General features: G+C 40.9%; 18 protein-coding genes. 9 read left to right on the forward strand and 9 right to left on the reverse strand.

Annotated elements, in window-relative coordinates:
* The first annotated feature begins 113 nt into the window (after positions 1–113).
* Positions 114–560 carry a VOC family protein gene (locus tag C3F34_RS03575; RefSeq protein WP_016165379.1) on the forward strand — a complete coding sequence of 149 codons (447 nt, stop codon included), beginning with the start codon at positions 114–116 and terminating at the stop codon, positions 558–560.
* A 102-nt stretch (positions 561–662) separates the two neighbouring features.
* Positions 663–1,280 carry a rhomboid family intramembrane serine protease gene (locus C3F34_RS03580; RefSeq protein ID WP_044739260.1) on the forward strand — a complete coding sequence of 206 codons (618 nt, stop codon included), beginning with the start codon at positions 663–665 and terminating at the stop codon, positions 1,278–1,280.
* 67 nt (positions 1,281–1,347) lie between these two features.
* Here C3F34_RS03580 and C3F34_RS03585 read toward each other — a convergent pair whose 3' ends face one another.
* The 5 genes from C3F34_RS03585 to C3F34_RS03605 all read right to left on the reverse strand — a co-directional run bounded on the left by C3F34_RS03585 (position 1,348) and on the right by C3F34_RS03605 (position 8,760).
* The gene (locus C3F34_RS03585) at positions 1,348–1,833 is read right to left on the reverse strand and encodes a DUF934 domain-containing protein (RefSeq protein ID WP_044739259.1); all 486 of its coding nucleotides are present in this window, start codon (positions 1,831–1,833) and stop codon (positions 1,348–1,350) included.
* The gene (locus tag C3F34_RS03590) at positions 1,826–3,469 is read right to left on the reverse strand and encodes a nitrite/sulfite reductase (protein WP_044739258.1); all 1,644 of its coding nucleotides are present in this window, start codon (positions 3,467–3,469) and stop codon (positions 1,826–1,828) included. The genes C3F34_RS03585 and C3F34_RS03590 overlap by 8 nt, the downstream gene beginning before the upstream one ends.
* A 283-nt stretch (positions 3,470–3,752) precedes the next feature.
* Positions 3,753–6,143 carry a glucose/quinate/shikimate family membrane-bound PQQ-dependent dehydrogenase gene (locus tag C3F34_RS03595; RefSeq protein WP_104441089.1) on the reverse strand — a complete coding sequence of 797 codons (2,391 nt, stop codon included), beginning with the start codon at positions 6,141–6,143 and terminating at the stop codon, positions 3,753–3,755.
* 130 nt (positions 6,144–6,273) lie between these two features.
* Positions 6,274–7,515 (reverse strand): carbohydrate porin, encoded by a 1,242-nt coding sequence (locus tag C3F34_RS03600; protein WP_104441090.1) that lies wholly within the window; start codon positions 7,513–7,515, stop codon positions 6,274–6,276.
* Between the two features lie 126 nt (positions 7,516–7,641).
* The gene (locus C3F34_RS03605; protein WP_104441091.1) at positions 7,642–8,760 is read right to left on the reverse strand and encodes a CaiB/BaiF CoA transferase family protein; all 1,119 of its coding nucleotides are present in this window, start codon (positions 8,758–8,760) and stop codon (positions 7,642–7,644) included.
* Positions 8,761–8,970: 210 nt separating this feature from the next.
* Between C3F34_RS03605 and C3F34_RS03610 the strand changes: the two genes are divergently transcribed.
* Positions 8,971–9,981, forward strand: coding sequence for an AraC family transcriptional regulator (locus C3F34_RS03610; protein WP_104441092.1), 1,011 nt, complete (start codon positions 8,971–8,973; stop codon positions 9,979–9,981).
* Positions 9,982–10,020: 39 nt separating this feature from the next.
* Here C3F34_RS03610 and C3F34_RS03615 read toward each other — a convergent pair whose 3' ends face one another.
* Both C3F34_RS03615 and C3F34_RS03620 read right to left on the reverse strand, forming a co-directional pair.
* Complete coding sequence (locus C3F34_RS03615; RefSeq protein WP_044739254.1) at positions 10,021–10,452, reverse strand: NUDIX hydrolase; 432 nt, start codon at positions 10,450–10,452, stop codon at positions 10,021–10,023.
* Positions 10,452–10,991, reverse strand: a complete 540-nt coding sequence (locus C3F34_RS03620) for a shikimate kinase (protein ID WP_104441093.1) — start codon at positions 10,989–10,991, stop codon at positions 10,452–10,454. Before C3F34_RS03620 ends, C3F34_RS03615 begins: the two co-directional genes overlap by 1 nt.
* A gap of 187 nt (positions 10,992–11,178) precedes the next feature.
* Here C3F34_RS03620 and C3F34_RS03625 point away from each other — a divergent pair, with 187 nt between their 5' ends.
* The 4 genes from C3F34_RS03625 to C3F34_RS03640 all read left to right on the forward strand — a co-directional run bounded on the left by C3F34_RS03625 (position 11,179) and on the right by C3F34_RS03640 (position 16,191).
* Positions 11,179–12,384, forward strand: a complete 1,206-nt coding sequence (locus C3F34_RS03625; RefSeq protein WP_104441094.1) for an acetyl-CoA C-acetyltransferase — start codon at positions 11,179–11,181, stop codon at positions 12,382–12,384.
* 19 nt (positions 12,385–12,403) lie between these two features.
* A complete protein-coding gene (locus tag C3F34_RS03630; protein WP_104441095.1) occupies positions 12,404–14,539 on the forward strand; it encodes a 3-hydroxyacyl-CoA dehydrogenase NAD-binding domain-containing protein in 2,136 nt (711 codons plus the stop codon).
* Positions 14,540–14,707: 168 nt separating this feature from the next.
* A protein-coding gene (locus C3F34_RS03635) for an IS4 family transposase (RefSeq protein ID WP_104442269.1) occupies positions 14,708–15,798 on the forward strand; the annotation gives its coding sequence in 2 pieces (ribosomal slippage) (positions 14,708–15,248 and positions 15,248–15,798; 1,092 coding nt in all).
* A gap of 102 nt (positions 15,799–15,900) precedes the next feature.
* Complete coding sequence (locus tag C3F34_RS03640) at positions 15,901–16,191, forward strand: hypothetical protein (RefSeq protein WP_104441096.1); 291 nt, start codon at positions 15,901–15,903, stop codon at positions 16,189–16,191.
* A 54-nt stretch (positions 16,192–16,245) separates the two neighbouring features.
* Here the strand turns inward: C3F34_RS03640 and C3F34_RS03645 are convergent, their stop codons facing one another.
* The gene (locus C3F34_RS03645; RefSeq protein WP_104441097.1) at positions 16,246–16,677 is read right to left on the reverse strand and encodes a GNAT family N-acetyltransferase; all 432 of its coding nucleotides are present in this window, start codon (positions 16,675–16,677) and stop codon (positions 16,246–16,248) included.
* A 31-nt stretch (positions 16,678–16,708) separates the two neighbouring features.
* Entirely contained in the window at positions 16,709–17,932 is a 1,224-nt protein-coding gene (locus tag C3F34_RS03650) for a class I SAM-dependent methyltransferase (RefSeq protein WP_104441098.1), read from the reverse strand.
* Between the two features lie 102 nt (positions 17,933–18,034).
* On the opposite strand from C3F34_RS03650, the gene trhA reads away from it, so the two are divergent.
* Positions 18,035–18,676, forward strand: a complete 642-nt coding sequence (gene trhA / locus C3F34_RS03655) for a PAQR family membrane homeostasis protein TrhA (RefSeq protein WP_104441099.1) — start codon at positions 18,035–18,037, stop codon at positions 18,674–18,676.
* Between the two features lie 144 nt (positions 18,677–18,820).
* Positions 18,821–20,131: an MFS transporter gene (locus C3F34_RS03660; protein ID WP_016165395.1), complete on the forward strand. Its 1,311-nt coding sequence runs from the start codon at positions 18,821–18,823 to the stop codon at positions 20,129–20,131.
* The last annotated feature ends 32 nt before the right edge of the window (positions 20,132–20,163 follow it).

The following is a 20,163-nucleotide window of genomic DNA, read 5'->3' on the forward strand; positions in this document are numbered from 1 at the left end:
AAGTAAAAAATCCTCCTTAACGGGGGATTTTTTATGCTTACATTTTTTCCTTATTCTTTTTGAGCAAGACTGTTAAATTAAGACACTCAAAATAAAAAATGGAACCTACAATAATGCAATTCAACCATTATCTCAATTTCCAAGGTGAAGCCGAAGCTGCTTTTAATTTTTATAAATCTGTGTTCGGTGGTGAGTTTGCCATGCTAAAACGTTATGGTGAAATGCCCTCTGATGGAAAATCTCAGCTCAGCGATGCAGAAAAAAATTATATTCTGCATGTTTCCTTACCAATTAATGAATTTACAATTCTGATGGCCTCCGATACCACAGAACAGTTTTGTGCAGCGAATAGTCCTTTTATCAAAGGCACCAATCACTATATTTCAATTAATTTGGAGAAGCACGAACAAGCTGAAGCACAACGTTTGTATGAAGCGCTCTCACAAAATGGGCAAATTGAAATGCCCTTGGAAAAGACCTTTTGGGGTGCACTCTATGCGGCATTTACCGATCAGTTTGGCGTGAAATGGATGGTCAATTGTCAGTTAGTAGATGAGTAATTTTCTTTAATTATTTTACTAGAATGCAATATAGCCTATTGATAAGTAATCATTTAGGTTATAGTGCATCGCATATTTTTCAACAAACTTTATAACAAGATAATGACGGGTCTACCACATACTATTCTTATTATTTTCATCACGATTTTGACTTCTATTGCAGCTTGGCAGCATCGGAATATCATGAATCGTTTGATTTTTAATATTTCAGCAATTAAGCACGGTCAATATGATCGATTCCTAACCCATGGCTTTATCCATAATGATGGTGTGCATCTTTTCTTTAATATGTTCACACTTTATTTCTTTGGGAGAAGTATTGAATGGTTTTTTCGTGACTATTTAAATGGTCTGGGTTTTGTCTTGTTCTATTGTAGTGCGGTTATTGTGGCAGCCATCCCAAGCTATCTTCACAATCGAAGTTTAAATTCTTACCGTAGTTTGGGTGCATCAGGTGCAGTTAATGCGGTACTTTTCAGTGCAATTCTATTTGATCCTTGGGGAATGATTTATATCTATTTTATCCCAATTCCTGCCATTATCTTTGGAACAATGTATCTGTGCTATAGCATGCATGCAATTCATTCAGGGCATTCTCCATTGATTGACCACCGAGCTCATATTGCAGGTGCTGTCTATGGCTTCCTATTTCCACTCCTGCTTGCACCATCCCTCGGCGCAGCTTTCTTTTATAAGTTTATTGATACGCCATTATTTTAAATATAATCAACAATCCAAATATAAAAAGCTGGACCAAAGTCCAGCTTTTTATTATCTGCTTAAAAAATTAAGCCCCAGTTTGATAACTTGCTTGAGCAACTGCTGTAGAAGCTTGGTATGGATGGGTGAAGTCAGCTAAACCTGCAGCAGCTTCTTGAATATCTTTACCTTCTTTAATCACAAAAGTATCGAAACCAGAACGCTTCATATAGTTTAAGACATCCTTAAACACATCACCTGTCGCACGTAATTCACCTTGGAAACCTTGGCGACGCAACAGTGCAGCAAATGAATAACCACGACCATCGTTGAAACCCGCAAAATCAATAAAGATTGCATCTAACTGGTCTAAAGGAAATTCATTCACTTCAGGAGAAGCATCCACTGTAATGAATAATGCTTTTTTACCTGTGATGTTGGCAAGCTGATCCAATTGATCAACAGTCAACACTACATCACCTTGTGGTAATACAGCATCTTCACCAATCAATTGGTAACTATTGTCTGCAACTGTGCCATCTTTAGAGAGCACTTTTAGTGCGGTATTAAGCATAAGCACGCTCCTTAAATGGTTGAATGCCAACACGGCGGTAAGTTTCAATAAACTCTTCACCTTCTTGACGTAAATCAAGATAAGTATTCAAAATTTCTTCAATGATATCTGGCACAACTTCTGCTGCAAATGATGGCCCTAAGATGTCACCAATTGAAGCATCATGGTCTGCATTACCACCTAAGGTAATTTGGTAGAATTCAGCGCCTTTTTTATCGACACCTAAAATACCAATATTACCCACGTGGTGATGACCACAAGCATTCATACAGCCTGAAATGTTCAAGTCGATATGACCCAGATTGTAAACAGTATCTAGGTCATCAAAACGACGTGAAATTGCTTCAGAAATTGGAATTGATTTCGCATTTGCCAATGAACAGAAGTCTCCGCCTGGGCAACAGATAATATCGGTAATAAAGCCGATATGCGCACGCGCCAAGTCGTTTTGTTCAAGGGTTTGCCACAATTCAAACAAATCTTTTTGCGGTACATCGACCAACGAAATATTTTGTTCATGCGTGGTACGTAATTCACCGAACGTATATTTGTCTGCAAGGTCTGCAATCAAATTCATTTCTTCAGTGGTCACATCACCTGGTGCAATACCCGCACGTTTTAGCGAAATGGTGACAATACGATAGCCCGACACTTTATGAGCATTGGTATTAATGTTAAACCATTGTTTGAACTTAGGATGTTCAGCAAATAATGCTGTAAAGTCTTCATCTGCCAATTGCTGATATGCAAATGGAGTAAACTCTTCATCAAGTTTCGCTAAAGTTTCAGCATCTACTTTTAATGTTTGGACTGTGTGAGCAAATTCTGCTTCCACTTTTTCTGCAAACACTTCTGGCGTTAATGCTTTGACTAAAATTTTGATACGGGCTTTGTATTTGTTGTCACGGCGACCATGTAGATTATAGACACGCAGTACCGCTTCAAGATAAGCAATCAAATCTTCACGAGGCAACCATTCTTTGATGATTGAACCAATGATTGGTGTACGACCTAGACCGCCACCCACTTTGATTTTATAACCGATCTCGCCTGCCTCATTTTTCACGATATATACACCGATATCGTGGAATGAAGTCGCAGCACGATCCACTTCTGCTAAAGCAGACACTGCAATTTTGAACTTACGCGGTAAGAATGCAAATTCTGGGTGGAAGGTTGACCATTGACGAATCAATTCACACGTTGGACGTGGGTCTGCAACTTCACCCGCAACTACACCTGCGTATTGGTCAGTTGTGGTGTTACGAATACAGTTACCTGAAGTTTGAATTGCATGCATCTGCACAGTTGCCAATTCGGCAAGCATGTCAGGCACATTTTCAAGTGCAGGCCAGTTAAACTGAATGTTTTGACGTGTTGACACGTGTGCATAACCACGGTCATATTCTTTCGCCAATTCCGCAACCTTGCGTAACTGCGTAGAGCTCATCAAACCATAAGGAACAGCAATACGTAACATCGGCGCATAGCGTTGTACGTATAAACCATTTTGGAGACGTAGCGGACGGTATTCATCTTCAGTGAGTTTACCCGCTAAATAACGTTCCGTTTGATCACGGAACTGTGCAACACGTTCATTGATCAGTTGCTGATCAAAATCAGTATATAAATACATGGCGTACAGCTAGTAGTTTCATTATAACGGCTCACAGCATAACGATATTTAAACTATCAACAAAACGCGTTTTTTACATATTTAATAGCGGTTTTATTGATAAGCCTTTTTTGTTTTTCTAAAAGATCGAATCTATAAGGCTTAAGCACTTTTTAGCTGTTTTGGACTTTGTTCTTCTATCTATATCTTATTTATTGCTAACGCTCTAAATAGGACAGTCATGTTCCAATTCAGACAGCAAAAAGCCTGACGAATCAGGCTTTTTTATGGAGGATGTAGTCAATTATTGCAAAGCATAGGCAACCAAATAATCCCCCATCTTGGTGCCAAAGGAACCATGCCCACCAGCCATGATCACCACGTATTGCTTACCATTGCTTTCATAGGTCATTGGTGTTGCCTGACCACCTGCGGGTAAACGCCCTTCCCATAACTGCTCGCCATTGCTGACGTTAAATGCACGAAGATAATTATCCTGCGTGCCAGCGACAAACATCACATTCCCTGCGGTTGAAATTGGACCACCCAAACCAGGCACTCCAATTTTTAAAGGTGGCAGTTGGAACAATTTCGGCAAACTGTCACGGATAGTCCCAATCCGCTTTTTCCAAACCACTTGATGGGTTTTTAAATCTACACCCGCCACATAGCCCCAAGCTGGTTGCTTACACGGTAAACCGAGCGGAGATAAGAACGCACTGATTTCCACACCATAAGGCACACCATACATTGGCTGTACCCCTTGTTCAGTCCCTGCACCTTTGGCAGTTTCTTGACGGTTCGGATCTGCGGGAATTAAACGACTGACAAAAGGCAATCCGATTGGATTCATGACAGCAACTTGGCGGTCTGCATTCACTGACATGCCGCCCCATTCAAATACGCCTAAATTCCCAGGAAACACCAAAGTGCCATTTTCTGAAGGTGGGGTGTAAATACCGTCATAATTCAAACGGTGGAAATAAACCCGACAAATTAACTGATCAAACATGGTCGCCCCCCACATGTCTTTATCTTTTAACTTGTCTTGAGGTGCCAAATTTAAATCCGAAAAGGGTTGGGTTGCAGAATAGTGTTCGCCTTGGGTTTGTGGCCCGCGTTTCACTGTTTGAGGAACTGCGCGCTCGTTTATAGGCACAATCGCTTTGCCTGTACGTCGGTCTAGTACAAAGACATTTCCTGTTTTGGTTAATACATAAATCGCTGGAACAGTTTTTCCAGTGCTATCTTGAATATCTGCCAAAGAAGGTTGTGCTGGCACGTCCATATCCCACAAATCATGATGCGTGGTTTGAAAATGCCAAACTAGCTTGCCTGTACTGGCATTAATGGCCAACATCGAATTGGCATAACGCTCTTTTAACTCAGTACGATCTCCACCCCAAATATCGGGGGTTCCCACCCCTGTAGGTACATATACGATATCCAATTTGGAGTCATACGCCAAAGGTGCCCATGCATTTGGCGAGTTATGCACGAAAGTGGTACTTTCATTCGGCATGGCATTCGGATTTTGTGCCCCTGTATCAAAGACCCAAAGCAATTCACCTGTATTCACATCATAACCACGTATGACGCCAGAAGGCTCTTTGGAAGAGTAGTTATCTGTGACTGAACCCGCAATAACCACCGTTGTACCCGAAATAACCCCAGGTGATGTCGGGTTATAGCCTCCTGGATAGGCATAAGGCATAAATTTTTGTAAATTTACTTCGCCTTGCTCACCAAAATCAGAACACACTTTACCTGTATCAGCATTCACAGCCACCAAACGCCCATCATTGACTGGAATAATCACCTTACGTGGACACTCGGCAGAAACCGATTTTCGATTTTGCAAGCTGGTCGCAAACTCGGCTGTATTGTTGGCATCGTAATACATTACCCCACGACAGGTGAGATGCTGAAAGGTATGGTCAGCTTTCAATTTTGGGTCAAAACGCCATTTTTCCTTGCCCGTTGCTGGGTCTAAGGCAATTAACCATTGGTGGGTAGTACACATATATAAGTTGTTACCCACTTTAATCGGTGTCACCTGATTAGTGGTTTCCCCCGAATCTTTATCTGTTTTGACATCACCTGTGCGGAATGTCCAAGCCACTTTCAGATTTTTCACATTTTGATCATTAATCTGCGTTAAAGGTGAATAACGCACCCCGCCCTGAGTACGTCCATAAGCGGGCCAGTCTTGTTCTGCCACCCCATCAATGGCTTGAGCCGATGCAGGTTGCGGTTGTTGAATGACGCCATTAATTTCTTGGGGATCATTAAAAATGGCATAGATCATAACTGCGATAGCAATCAACAACGTGCCCGAAAGGGCGATTTTACTGCCTTGGGCTTGACTCATATTGCGCGTGACTGCAGGAATGAGTAACCATAAACCTAATACTCCCAAAACATCCAAACGAGGTGCGAGAGCCCAAAAATCAGATCCAACCTCCCATAAACTCCAGAGTATGGTTGCTAGCATTAAGAAACTGTACAACCATAAAGAGGAACCTTGCCCCCTTTTAAGTAAAAATGCTGATGCCAAAATTAGCAGACCAGCAATCACATAATAGATTGAACCACCAAGTAGAATGAGCCATACACCCCCAATCAACAGATAGGCAGCAATTAAAAGCATCACAATAACGGTAAAGGTTCGCATCGTATTTGATGGGTTACTCATTCCATTCACCTCATTCACTTTATTATTTATCGTTAAATCAGCTACACAGTTGGATTATTTTGTCGTTTGTTTCGATATTCTTCTTTGTATTTAAATCATTGATCTAGAAAAGATGGTTTTTCTAACACCGTTAAAATGCTGTTTGAAACTTAATCCCGCCGACCCAAACATTTTCGCCATTTTTGTCTGCACCCACATGTCGAATGTATTGAAGATTTGGACGAATCGTTAACCAATTGGTGGCATGTAACCCATAATACAGTTCGGTATTATATTCTTCCTCTTGCCCCGTATTTAAGTCGTCATTGAGATGGATTCGAGCAAATCCCAAGGCAATTTCATCTTGCGGACGCATATCCAACAGGCCTGTATAAATCACACCAATATTTTGCATATTGTCGACATTGTTGGTTTTGTCATCGTGCACAGTCAGGTTTATAAACCCTGTAAGTCCGCGCTGCGGATCTTGAGCATGTTGCAGCAATTGTTGTTTTGCGACAATCCACATGCCTTGCTTATGAGATGTGGCGTTAGGATTCTGAATCTCGGCAACATCTGCACTGCTATAGTAATAGCCCAGCCGATATTCACCTGTTTTGCCTTGTGTACCAATTTTCGGCTGCCAGACCATTTCTATGGGGACAATGACACCATCCGAACCCGAGGTACTTAAATTAAACCCCTGACTACGCTTTAAATTCTCAGGATTATATTCATATACCCCAATTTGGCTAAAGAGCTCAGGGGAAACTTGATATTTCAGTCTGGCAGCCCATTGACTCACAGGCCAATTAAACCATTGATCCCCCACCCAATTGCCAACCTGAGAACCGCATAAGGCTAAGTTCTGAAAATCACAATCAAAACTATTAAAATCTTCCCCTTCGCCAAAACGTCCAACTTTAAGATCTAACTGTTGATTGAGGAATTGTTTCTTAATCCAAAAATTGGTCAAACGCCACGTTTGCCCACGCCCCCAAACTTCTTGGGTTGAACTTAAATGCCCATTCAAAGCATCCGATGTTTGTGACAAAGAATGCCCGTTCCGTTCTGTAATAATAATTTGCGCTTCGGTGTCTTGCCAACCCAGTATTTTGTCTAAATCAAAATGACTACCTAACACAAACTGATCGGCATATTCAGTACCGTGGCTCGAATGCTTTTTTGCATCCAGTAAAGTAGCCATTTCCCCTGTATAGCCCAAGTTAAAACTATATCCTTGAGTTTGTAATTCAGTTCGGGTTCCGTTCCAATCCCCAAACATCCAAGGGCTGTCTACGGCAAAGGCTGATTGCGCATGAGTTCCAGAATTGATGCTCAAGCCCATTAAACACAATGTGAACCATTTCCTTGAGATTCGGAGTTTTTGCATACCTGCAACCTTTTATAATTATGTAATGCATATTTAGGTTACGCCTGTTTTTTGTGGTTAAAATATAATCTTTTTGTCGTTTTTTGTTAAGTTATTAAAATAGCTTGATTTTATAAAAAGTACAGGCTACCAAGTGCCTGTACCTAATGCCTGTCCTATAAAATCATAGCGCATTGCTGAACGAGAAAATTTGATTGGACATGCCAACTGCGCTTGAGTCTCTATAGAATGTTCATGCAGTGGAACATGGGCTACCCAATGCCGTTGTTGTGCCAAATCTGAATACAAAGCTTCATCTAACGTTAAAACAGGTTCTACACAGACATCTTGAGTCGAAAACAGTTGCTGCCACTCTAACAATGAGCGAGTTTTAATTTTTTCCTGTAGAGCGTGCTTAACCTCAGCACGATCTTCCGAAAGGAGCGAAGCTCCTTTCTCTAATAAAAGTGGCAACGCTAACAACTGAGCCAAACCCGACATAAATTGTGGCTCTAAACTGCCAATTGACAGATAACGCCCATCTTGCGTTTCATAGTAATCATAAAAGCTAGCGCCATTCAGTATTCCAGATTCTGGCTCTTGTGTGATATTTCCTGCCAATGCGGCGGCGGCAGCCATACTATTTAACGCTACCGCACAATCGGTCATGGAAATATCAATATATTGTCCTTTTCCACTCTGATGACGCTCAATCACAGCCGTTAAAATGCCGATCACAGCATGTAACGAACCACCTGCAATATCCGCAACTTGAATACCTAACGGCGGTGGTCCACTCTGTGCACGACCACTGTGCCCCGCAATTCCCGATAAAGCTAAATAGTTAATGTCATGCCCCGCCTTATCTTTATAACTCCCTGTTTGGCCATAGCCAGTAATGGAACAATAAATCAGTCGCGGATTAATTTCTGCTAAAGTGGTATAGTCCAATCCCAGTCGTTGCATGACACCCGGGCGAAATTGCTCTACGACAATATCGTATTGGCTAATCTTTTCCTTAATCGTTGCAATGTTCTGTGGATCTTTTAAATCCAGAGCCACGGATTGTTTATTTCGATTCAAATAAAGATGTGCGGTCGCTTGCCCATGTGCATAAGGCGGAAAAAGACGAATCAAGTCGGGTCGTGTTGGGGATTCCACATGAATCACTTCCGCGCCCATATCCGCTAAATATAAAGTGGCAAATGGACCTGGTAACAATGTTGAAAAATCCAGTACTTTCAATCCCTGTAAAGCATGTTGCATGTTATTTTTACTCTTGAACTCTTGTATTTTCATGTATCTTAGAAATATAAAATCAACAAAACAATGTCATGTTCAGCCATTTACCTTGATCATTTCGGCAATTTACCATGTAGAAAGGCAAATTTCCCTATTGTAAATTGCCTATAAAAACTTTTTTAGCGTCATTTAGGTCATACGCAAGTGAATACAAAAGAGACTGAAGGATTTAACATGAGCCGCGATACGATTAGTATCCATTTTGTCAATGCGGCTTTGACTGGCGTAAAACGCCTCGGCATGGATGTCGAAACTTTACTTTCGCACGTCGGAATAGAAGCCGAACTGTTACGTCAGCCTAAAGCTCGAATTTCTCCAGAACAATACACACGTTTTGTGAAAATGTTATGGATGGTGACTCAGGATGAGCATATTGGTTTCGATATCCAACCTCGTCGTTTGGGTACGTTTGCCATTATGTGCCAACTGATCATCCATGCGAAAACCTTAGGTGATGCGCTCGAACTATCAACTCAGTTTTATAAATTGTTTGGTGATGAATGGTGTGTTTCGCTCGAACGTGATAAGCATGAAGCTCGCTTAGTCCCACTCATTCCAACTGAGATGGATCCAAATCATTTCATTACCGAAAGTATGTTGATGATTTGGCATGGCTTGGCATCTTGGCTCATTGAACGTCGCCTTCCTTTAGAGCGCGTGCATTTTGGCTACCCGCGCCCTGCCCATGCAGATGAATATGATGCCCTGTTTTTCGCTCCCGTGATGCAGTTTGACATGCCACGTACTGAAATCACCTTTGCGGCGGATTATTTAGATTTACCAATTCGTCAAAATGAAGAAACCTTAGAGGAATTCTTAAAAGCAGCGCCTGCACAGCTATTGGTTAAATTCAAAAACACCAATTCTCTCACCTCTCGTATTCGTGAAGTGTTGAAGAGTCAAATTGGTGAAGAAATGCCAACACTGAATGATGTAGCATCAATGTTATATCTTTCACCGCAAACTTTACGTCGTCGTTTGGCTGCGGAAGGTAAAAGCTACCAAGGCGTGAAAGATGCTTTACGTCGTGATGCTGCGATTCATTTACTCCTCAATCCAAACCTCACATTGGAAGATGTCGCACAGCAAGTTGGTTTTAGTGAAACCAGTACCTTCCATCGTGCATTCAAGAAATGGACAGGCGTAACCCCAGGGTTATACCGTCAATTACATGGTTATCTTTAAGCCATAATTTTTGAATAGACAGCTTTAATATGAAGCTGTCTACTCCTTACACAGCCACTGCACTATGCCCTTGGGATAAACAGGATACTGACCCGATGCTAATAACTGTGTATTAACCCACTCAGCGATATAAGTTGAACCATTTGTCTCGCACCCATTTATTTCTACTTGGCTATATAAAGTTTTATCAAAAAATTCAGCCTCATAAACAAAAATGATTTCATGCCCTGCTTGAGCATCAAAAGTAAATAAATTTTCAAGAACACCTAACAGTTTTGTATGAATAATCTGCTGATTTATTTCCTCTAAAACTTCTCGTTTAACTGCTTCTAAGGAAGTTTCTCCAAATTCAATAGTACCTCCTATCGGCCTCAAATAATTTTCATTTTTACTGGGGTCATGTCCATGAGAAAGCAGAACTTTATCTTGATATCGAAAAATACAAAGTGCCTTTGCTGGAATATGCATCATTATACGCTCTTAATTTTCTCTAAAAATTCCACTGATTGTTTTGGTGAAGTTAAACGAATAAATTGAATATGCTGATATTGGGAATCATGCATCATCATTTGATATTTTCTTTTATTTCTAGGATATTGCTGAATCAGCCAAACAAAAATCGATTGTTTAGAAAACAATAGCTTTAAACTCTCTCGATTATTAGAGTTTTTCCATAATTTTCTTTGACTCATAAGATTGAATAAACTCCGTTTCGTTAAGTGAAAAAAATTTCTAGATAACGAGTAATCCAACCAAACTATGGTATCTATTTTCACCAATTTTAACGACATAGTACGAGTATAATTACCATCTAATACCCAACCACTCGCAGTATTATCCATTTTGTTTTTTAATTTTTCGAAAAACACCTCATCCGTTGGCTCTTGCCAATTATCGAGCCAAAATAAATCATCCATTTCAATATAAGCTAAATCTAATTTCTGTGCTAACTGTCGGGCAAACGTCGATTTGCCTGAGCCAGTCGTACCAATAATATTAATAAATTTCATTTAAATAGATTATTTTTTATGGTTGCATAGTTTACTGATCAAGCTCCACTTTGATCAAGTTCATATTTCCGCATCTCAATTGACCAAAATGATCATGCTGCCTATGCCAGTCTTGTCATTGCACTCGCTATTAAAACCAGTACACTCAAAACACAAATAAATTTTAAGCAATAAAAAAGGAACTGTTATGAGCGAGGCTTATATTATTGATGCCATTCGCACACCACGCGGAAAAGGAAAAAAAGACGGCTCTCTTTATGAAGTAAAACCAATTACCTTACTCACCACTTTATTAAATGAATTACAGCAGCGCCATCAACTCGATACATCGAAAGTCGACGACATTGTTTTGGGCTGCGTAACTCCTATTGGTGATCAAGGCGGTGACATTGCCAAAACTGCAGCGATTGCAGCTGGTTGGAATGATGATGTTGCTGGGGTACAAATCAATCGTTTTTGTGCTTCAGGTTTAGAAGCAGTCAATATGGCAGCCATGAAAGTTCGTTCGGGTTGGGAAGATTTAGTGGTTGCTGGTGGTGTGGAATCCATGTCACGTGTTCCGATGGGCTCCGATGGTGGCCCTTGGGCATTAGACCCTGAAACCAACTTAAAATCTTCTTTTGTTCCGCAAGGGATTGGTGCTGACCTCATTGCGACTCTAGATGGTTATAGCCGTGCAGATGTCGATGCCTTTGCAGTCGCTTCACAACAAAAAGCGGCGGCGGCTCAATCAAATGGTTATTTCGACCAATCAGTTGTGCCGGTAAAAGATCATGCAGGTGTAGTGATTTTAGAGAAAGATGAATTTATTAAAGGTCATACAACACTCGAAGGTCTAACGAAGCTCAACCCAAGCTTTGAAATGATGGGGCAAATGGGCTTTGATGCAGTCGCTTTACAAAAATATCCAGAAGCACAAAAAATCAATCATGTTCACCATGCAGGTAACTCATCAGGCATTGTCGATGGAGCAGCTCTCGTTTTACTGGCTTCGGAAAAAGCAGTGAAAGAACAAAATTTAAAACCACGCGCTAAAGTTTTGGCGACTGCATTAGTCGGTACTGACCCAACCATTATGCTGACTGGCCCTGCTCCTGCTGCACGTAAAGCCTTGGAAAAAGCTGGCCTAACAATTGATGATATTGACCTATTTGAAGTCAATGAAGCATTCGCGGCAGTTGTTATGCGTTTTATTAATGAGCTCAACGTCCCAGCTGAGAAAGTCAACGTAAATGGTGGTGCGATTGCTTTAGGCCATCCTTTAGGAGCAACAGGTGCCATGATTTTGGGCACACTACTTGATGAGCTTGAACGACAAGATAAAAAGCGCGGTTTAGCGACGCTCTGTGTCGGCGGTGGTATGGGTATTGCCACCATTATTGAACGTGTATAAAAATTTAGGGATATAAAAAATGAGTGCAATTCAATACGAAAAAAATGCCGACAATATTGTCATCTTGACACTTGATTCAACTGGTCAATCTGCAAACACCATGAACGCTGAGTTTCGTGACTCACTTGATGAGGTCACTCAGAAACTTAAAGCAGAAACAGAACTCTCAGGCGTTATTTTCCGTTCGGCTAAGAAAACGTTCTTTGCAGGCGGCGACCTAGATGAGCTAATTCAAGTTCAACCTGAGCATGCAACTGACTTTTTCAATATGGTTGAAAAGCTAAAAGGTCATTTACGTACAATAGAAACCTTAGGAATTCCAGTGGTTGCAGCATTAAATGGCACAGCACTGGGCGGTGGATGGGAAATTGCATTAAGTTGCCATCACCGTATTGCAATCAATGACCCGAAAAGCAAATTTGGCCTACCAGAAGTTACTTTAGGTTTGTTACCAGGTGGCGGCGGTATTGTTCGCATGGTACGTCTGCTTGGGCTTCAAAATGCATTTCCTTTCTTAATGGAAGGCAAACAGTTCGGTGTTGATAAAGCAAAATCTTTAGGCTTAATTCATGACACAGCTGAAAATGAACAAGAGCTTTTAGAGAAAGCAATTGCTTGGATCAAAGCAAATCCAAAATCTCAGCAGCCTTTTGATGTAAAAGGCTACAAAATCCCGGGTGGTGATCCAAAAACGCCAGCAGTTGCACAAGTTCTTGCAATTGCCCCAGCCATGTTAAGAGACAAAACCAAAGGTTGTTACCCTGCCCCTGAAGCGATTATGGCTGCCGCAGTTGAAGGTGCTCAAGTCGATGTCGATACTGCACTGCGTATTGAGTCTCGCTACTTTACTCAGCTTACCACAGGCCAAATTTCTAAAAATATGATCGGTACTTTCTGGCATGGTCTAAATGCAATTAAGTCTGGTGCTAGTCGTCCTGCCGACGTTCCAAAATGGCAAGCGACTAAAGTTGGTGTATTGGGTGCAGGCATGATGGGTGCAGGTATTGCTTATTCAACAGCCATTAAAGGCATTCCAGTTGTACTTAAAGATGTATCTGTTGAAAATGCTGAGAAAGGTAAAGCTTACTCACAAAAGCTCTTAGATAAACGTGTTTCACAAGGCCGCATGACCGCAGAAAAACGTGATCAGATTTTATCTCTCATCACGGCGACAGCTTCAGCTCAAGACTTACAAGGTTGTGATTTAATTATTGAAGCGGTATTTGAAAACCAAGAACTCAAAGCTAAAGTCACTCAAGAAGCTGAACAATACTTAGCGCCTAACGGTGTGATGGCATCAAACACCTCAACCCTACCAATTACGGGTTTAGCTCAAGCAAGTAAGGATGATAAAGCGTTTATCGGCCTACACTTTTTTAGCCCAGTCGACAAAATGCAGTTGGTTGAAATTATTAAAGGTAAAAATACCTCCGCAGAGACACTTGCTAAAGCCTACGATTTTGTACAACAAATTGGAAAAACGCCGATTGTTGTCAATGATAGCCGTGGTTTCTTTACCAGTCGTGTGTTTGGTACGTTCATTCAAGAAGGTATGCGCTTGCTTGCCGAAGGTGTCCACCCAGCGCGTATTGAAATGGCAGCACTGAAAGCTGGTATGCCTGTGGGACCACTTGCGATTCAAGATGAAGTGTCTTTAACCTTAACCGAGCATGTTGCTAGCGAAGCACGTAAAGCTTTACAAGCCGAAGGCAAAGAGCTACCGAAAACACCAGTAGATGAAGTGATTCATACCATGATTCATGAATTAAACCGTAAAGGTAAAGCTGCTGGCGCAGGTTTCTATGATTATCCTGAGAATGGTAAAAAGCACTTATGGGAAGGCTTAAACCGCTGGCAGAAAGATCACGATATTTCCGAGCAAGATATGATTGATCGCATTCTGTTTGTACAGGCACTAGATACGTTACGTTGTTATGAAGAAGGCGTATTAGAGTCAGTGATTGATGCCAACGTCGGCTCTATCTTTGGAATTGGTTATGCCCCTTGGACTGGAGGAGCAATTCAATTCCTAAATCAATATGGTACTGATAAAGCAGAAAAACGCGCAGAAGAGTTGGCTGCCAAATATGGTGAACGTTTTAATCCACCACAAAGTTTAAGAGATCAAGCTCAACGTAACGAACTTATTCAATAATTTCTCTATCGATAAACGCTGGTTTGGAAACCCTCTTCCAAATCAGCGACATCTCATAAGCTAAAATAAGAACAATTAAGCTTTTTATAAAATTTGGCTTTGTACACGACAAAAAAAGACAACTCATTGAAATAATGGCATAATACTTGTTTTCTGACGACGAATATGATGACACATTTCAATGAGTTACATCTCATCTTAAACAAATATCTAAAGTGGAACAAGTCACGTGTAAAATGTTTTACACTGATTATGCTGGCATTAATTGTAAAACAGACATGTAATCTTTCTTCTGCATCTAAAGCCTTACCCATCACGTGCTTACCACAATCATTTTATCGACGTATACAACGCTTCTTTGCAGATCAGTATTTCGATTATCGTCAAATTTCTCAGTTAATTTTCAATATATTTTCATTCGATAAAGTCCAATTAACTTTGGATAGAACCAACTGGAAATGGGGAAAACGAGATATCAATATCTTGATGTTAGCCATCGTCTATCGTGGAATAGCGATACCTATTGTTTGGACATTGCTCAATAAACGTGGAAATTCAGATACAAAAGAGCGTATTGCTTTGATTCAACGCTTTATCTCCATTTTTGGTAAAGATCGTATTGTGAATGTGTTCGCAGACAGAGAATTTATCGGTGAGAAATGGTTTACATGGTTAATTGAAAATGACATTAACTTCTGTATACGTGTTAAAAAAACTTTATTGTGACCAATCACTTAGCCAAGAATCATAAAATTAGTGATTTATTTCGTCATCTTCAAGTTGGTCAAACAGAATGTCGTAAACGACGTATTTGGGTTGGTCGAGTGAAACTGTATATTAGTGCGCTACGATTAGAAGATGGAGAACTTTTACTTGTTGTTTCTCCTATGTTTAATGCTTCTGCTATTGGTGATTATGCATTACGCTGGGAAATCGAAACCTTATTTAGTTGTCTCAAAGGACGTGGATTCAATCTTGAAAATACTCGTTTAACAGACCCTAGACGAGTCAAGAAATTGATAGCAGTGCTAGCGATCGGTTTCTGTTGGTGCTATTTAACAGGTGAATGGCAACATGATCGAAAAAAAGCGATAAAACTAAAGAAGCATGGACGACTTTCAGTAAGTTTATTTCGCTACGGTTTGGACTATGTTCAGATGGCTATTCTACGTTTGATTGGTTTTGGAAAAAAAGAAGAATTTAAGAAAGTGCTAGCAATTTTAAGAAAGAAAAAGCCTGATAGGACAAGGGCCCTATGAAATTTGTCGTGTACAGAGAAAATTTGGTCTGTATCCACTCCATTTTATGTTATAAAGTTACATAATTTTAAAAGTTTCTTTTTATCCATTGGGTTATTTGTTATGTCAGACGATACTTCTCCTGAAAAATCTCCATGGGGTTGGAAAGCCCTGATTATTGCCACAATTCTAAGTGTTATTTTTCTGGTTGTTTTTTATTTAGCGATGCAACACGAACCTGACTATATGCCAGGTAAACAACGCGAAGCTCGTGCAGCTCAAGCCAGCGGTGCTCCAGCAGAGCACACGATGGACATGAGTACTGAATCCGATGCTCAACAAATGAATATGAGTGCCGAAGAGCATGCTGCCATGACCGACTCCTCAGCATCTACAGCACATCACGGACATTAAACAAAAAAGCCATCTCTCAGAAGATGGCTTTTTTATGCCTAAAATTTAGGATTTTTAGCCCTGTAGAAGCAAAGACATCTGCATATCAATATGTGGAATGCCACAATCCATATACGCATCTCCATGTGCTTGAAAGCCTAAATTTTGGTAAAAAAACATTGCATGCACTTGCGAAGAAAGTTGCAATAAAGGACGTTGTTGGATCTGCGCTTGCTGGATAATCTCTTGCATCAAAAGCTTACCAATCCCTCGTCCACGGTGCGATGCCAATACGGCAACACGCCCAATACTGTGATTTGGCAATAAGCGGGCTGTCGCAATGGCCTGCTCCCCATCGCACACTACAAAATGCTGTGAAATTTCATCCTGTGCATCCCACTCGTCTGCCGCAGCAATCTGCTGTTCCTGAATAAACACCTGTTCACGGATCGGTTTTGCATCTGACTGCAATTCAGCCCAAGTCCCTGCCCGAATCTGTAGTGTCATATCTCTGTCCTATTCATTTCGCTCAATATACTTAGCATTTCGAACCAATATCTTGTTGATCCCATTGGTTATTTAATAGCAATTCCAAGGAGTGTTTTTGAATGCCATACATATTTTTTAATGCCTCAATTTGCGCCAATACCACAGTATCAGGTGCAACAAAATCGGCGCGCTTGGTGGCTAAAATCATTTTATTTTTGCTGGTATGTTCCAAAGCAACAAACTCAAAGACCTTGGTTTCATAGCCATAGGCTTTTAACAGTAATGCACGAATAGTATCCGTCAGCATTTCTGCCTGTTGACCCGCATGAATCCCAAAGTGCAACATCGGCTTCAATACTTCTGGACTTTTTAATTGTGGGCGCAACTCCTTATGGCAGCACGGCGCACACATAATCATCTGTGCATTTAAGCGAATCCCCGTATGAATGGCAAAATCGGTTGCCACATCACAAGCATGCAAAGCAATCATCACATCTAAACGTTCAGGCTGATAGGTTCGGACATCACCTTGGAAAAAATCTAGTTGATTAAATCCAGAAGCCTCTGCTACATGTTGACAGAATTGCACCATCTTTTCATTTAACTCAACGCCTGTTACAAATGGAACCTGCTGCTGCTTCGCCAAATAATCATATAAAGCAAAGGTTAAATAGCCTTTACCTGAACCAAAATCAACCACGCGTAAATTCTGATCTTGAGTCGACAATTGGGTCAAAGCCCCCGAAAAAATTTCCACAAACTTATTAATCTGTTTCCATTTACGTGCCATGCTCGGAATAATCTGACCTTGAGCATCGGTAATGCCCAAATGTTGCAAGAACAGACTTTCTTGCTCCACAAAACGATGTTTGCTCCGATCATGCGTTTGTGTCGCATGCGCATCTGTTTTGGTCATTGTCGTTTTCTGAGTAATGGTCAGTAAATCTTTTTTCTTATTGCGCTTGAGTTGTACATCTTGGGTCGATGCAAACAAATTGCCCTGCTTACAACAGGCCAAATGCTCCGCAATAATTTGCATGGCATCTGAGATTGGGTAGTTTTTGGTGACATCTTGAGTTTTATGTCGATATAAAACATTCAAAACAGGTTGCTGTTGTAACTCAATCAGACGGAAAGTCATTTTTTTTAACTGCTGCATTTCCCCCTTGTATTGGCTCAGGATTAAACGCTCAAAACTTTGTGTTTCAAGTGCTTGCTGTACAGCATCGAGAAACTGTTGTTCCTGAGCAGAAGGAGAAGTCGAGTCAGACATACAATAAACCTAATCAAATTTGCGACTAAATTTTAAAGCGTCTTACGCGAAAAGCAAAATTGAATTACTATACAGTTGTATTTTTAATAAAAAGCAGCCGCTATGACCGCTCCCCATACGCATGATTATCATCCAACCGAAGAGCAGTTTAATGTCTGGAGCCATGCGCTCGGTGCAATCCTTGCCTGTATCGGCACTATACTGTTGGTAATTAAAGGCTCATATTTAAGTACGGGACAATGGATCGGACTTTGGGTCTATGGTTTCAGTATGATTCTGCTGTTTACAGGTTCCACCCTGTATCACATGGCGCAGACCTACGAAAAACGTTTTTGGCTAAAAAAACTCGATCACACCGCCATTTATTATTTGATTGCTGGGACTTATACCCCGTTTCTCTCAATTGCAATTCCAACCGAAAAAGCCCACAACTTACTAATTGCTCTCTGGGTGATTGCCCTACTTGGAACACTATTCAAATTAATTTTCATTCATCGTTTCCAGAAAGTTTCGCTCATTGCCTACTTGGTTATGGGCTGGCTTGCTGTGTTATTAGTCAATGATATGCAACGTTATTTATCTTCCGATGCGCTCTTTTGGCTGGTTTTTGGGGGACTGGCTTATACCGTCGGAGCATTGTTTTATGCATTAAAACGGGTAAAATATACCCATGCGATCTGGCATGTATTTGTACTGATAGGCGCTGGATCACACTTCCTCGCGATCTATCTGTACGTGATTTAATCGACTTCTCTCGCGTTTTAGTGACCCTAAAAGAGTAGATGTGAGTTCGATTTTCCGTTGTTTTTTTAAGAAATTACGCCTTTTTTAAAAAGATTACGCTTTTAAAACTAAGTTCTTTTAATTTTAGTAAGTGTAAGGTTATCCATGGCGTCATCAACTACAGCTACAGTAGAAGTAGCAACTAATTCAAAATTTCGTGTACTTACCGCTAGTCTAGTGGGTACTACTATCGAGTTCTTCGATTTTTATATTTACGCGACTGCAGCGGTCATTATTTTTCCACATCTGTTCTTCCCTGCAAGTACAGATCCGATGACCGCCACCATTCAGTCACTGGCGACCTTTGCCATTGCCTTTATTGCACGTCCAATTGGTGCCGCCCTGTTTGGTCATTTAGGTGACCGTATTGGACGGAAAGCCACCTTGGTTGCAGCCCTACTCACCATGGGGATTTCCACGGTCTGTATCGGCTTATTACCCACCTATGCCCAAATTGGTATTGTCGCTCCATTGCTCTTAGCCCTTTGCCGTTTAGGACAAGGTCTTGGTTTAGGCGGTGAATGGTCAGGTGCGGTGTTATTGGCAACAGAAAATGCCCCTGAGGGCAAGCGTGCATGGTATGGCATGTTCCCACAGTTAGGTGCACCAATCGGTTTTATCTTGGCAACAGGTTCGTTCTTGACCCTCGGTGCATTGATGTCTGAACAAGACTTTATGCAATGGGGCTGGCGTATTCCATTTATTGCCAGTGCTATTTTGGTAATTGTAGGTCTATGGATTCGTCTTAAATTGCACGAAACGCCAGCTTTCCAAAAGGTGTTGGATAAGCAAAAAGAAGTCAACGTGCCTTTTAAAGAAGTCATGACCAAACATTTGCCAATGTTGGTTCTAGGTACGATTGCAGCGATTTGTACTTTCGTTGTGTTTTATCTCACTACAGTGTTCGCACTTAACTGGGGAACCACAAAACTTGGCTATTCACGTGCTGAATTCTTAGAGTTACAATTGATTGCAACACTTTGTTTTGCTGCTTTTATTCCACTTTCTGCGGTTTTGGCAGAAAAATTTGGACGTAAAACCACTTCGATTGCAGTCTGCGTACTTTCAGCCTTATTTGGTTTAGTTTTCTCAAGCATGCTCGAATCTGGCAATACCTTTGTCGTGTTCTTATTCTTGTGTATAGGTTTAGCCATTATGGGCTTAACATATGGCCCAATTGGGACTGTGTTGTCTGAGATTTTCCCGACTTCTGTGCGCTATACAGGCTCTGCTTTAACCTTTAACTTAGCGGGTATTTTCGGTGCTTCTTTTGCGCCACTGATTGCCACTAAACTCGCAACAACTTATGGATTATATGCTGTGGGTTACTACCTCACGGCGGCTTCTATTCTTTCATTGCTGGCATTCCTTGCTATTCGTGAAACTAAAAATGATGATGTAAATAATCAAGTTTAATCACAATTACACCCGATAAAATCTTAAAATGA

The organism is Acinetobacter sp. ACNIH2 (genome assembly GCF_002934965.1).
GTDB lineage: Bacteria > Pseudomonadota > Gammaproteobacteria > Pseudomonadales > Moraxellaceae > Acinetobacter > Acinetobacter tandoii.

Excerpts from the sequence above, each read along its gene's own strand:
- C3F34_RS03620 (WP_104441093.1), bottom strand. The coding sequence starts at position 10,991 with ATGAAATTTATTAATATTATTGGTACGACTGGCTCAGGCAAATCGACG.
- C3F34_RS03615 (WP_044739254.1), bottom strand. The coding sequence starts at position 10,452 with ATGATGCATATTCCAGCAAAGGCACTTTGTATTTTTCGATATCAAGAT.
- C3F34_RS03605 (WP_104441091.1), bottom strand. The coding sequence starts at position 8,760 with ATGCAACATGCTTTACAGGGATTGAAAGTACTGGATTTTTCAACATTG.
- C3F34_RS03660 (WP_016165395.1), top strand. The coding sequence starts at position 18,821 with ATGGCGTCATCAACTACAGCTACAGTAGAAGTAGCAACTAATTCAAAA.
- trhA (WP_104441099.1), top strand. The coding sequence starts at position 18,035 with ATGACCGCTCCCCATACGCATGATTATCATCCAACCGAAGAGCAGTTT.
- C3F34_RS03600 (WP_104441090.1), bottom strand. The coding sequence starts at position 7,515 with ATGCAAAAACTCCGAATCTCAAGGAAATGGTTCACATTGTGTTTAATG.
- C3F34_RS03650 (WP_104441098.1), bottom strand. The coding sequence starts at position 17,932 with ATGTCTGACTCGACTTCTCCTTCTGCTCAGGAACAACAGTTTCTCGAT.
- C3F34_RS03585 (WP_044739259.1), bottom strand. The coding sequence starts at position 1,833 with ATGCTTAATACCGCACTAAAAGTGCTCTCTAAAGATGGCACAGTTGCA.
- C3F34_RS03575 (WP_016165379.1), top strand. The coding sequence starts at position 114 with ATGCAATTCAACCATTATCTCAATTTCCAAGGTGAAGCCGAAGCTGCT.
- C3F34_RS03590 (WP_044739258.1), bottom strand. The coding sequence starts at position 3,469 with ATGTATTTATATACTGATTTTGATCAGCAACTGATCAATGAACGTGTT.
- C3F34_RS03580 (WP_044739260.1), top strand. The coding sequence starts at position 663 with ATGACGGGTCTACCACATACTATTCTTATTATTTTCATCACGATTTTG.
- C3F34_RS03645 (WP_104441097.1), bottom strand. The coding sequence starts at position 16,677 with ATGACACTACAGATTCGGGCAGGGACTTGGGCTGAATTGCAGTCAGAT.
- C3F34_RS03625 (WP_104441094.1), top strand. The coding sequence starts at position 11,179 with ATGAGCGAGGCTTATATTATTGATGCCATTCGCACACCACGCGGAAAA.
- C3F34_RS03595 (WP_104441089.1), bottom strand. The coding sequence starts at position 6,143 with ATGAGTAACCCATCAAATACGATGCGAACCTTTACCGTTATTGTGATG.
- C3F34_RS03610 (WP_104441092.1), top strand. The coding sequence starts at position 8,971 with ATGAGCCGCGATACGATTAGTATCCATTTTGTCAATGCGGCTTTGACT.
- C3F34_RS03640 (WP_104441096.1), top strand. The coding sequence starts at position 15,901 with ATGTCAGACGATACTTCTCCTGAAAAATCTCCATGGGGTTGGAAAGCC.
- C3F34_RS03630 (WP_104441095.1), top strand. The coding sequence starts at position 12,404 with ATGAGTGCAATTCAATACGAAAAAAATGCCGACAATATTGTCATCTTG.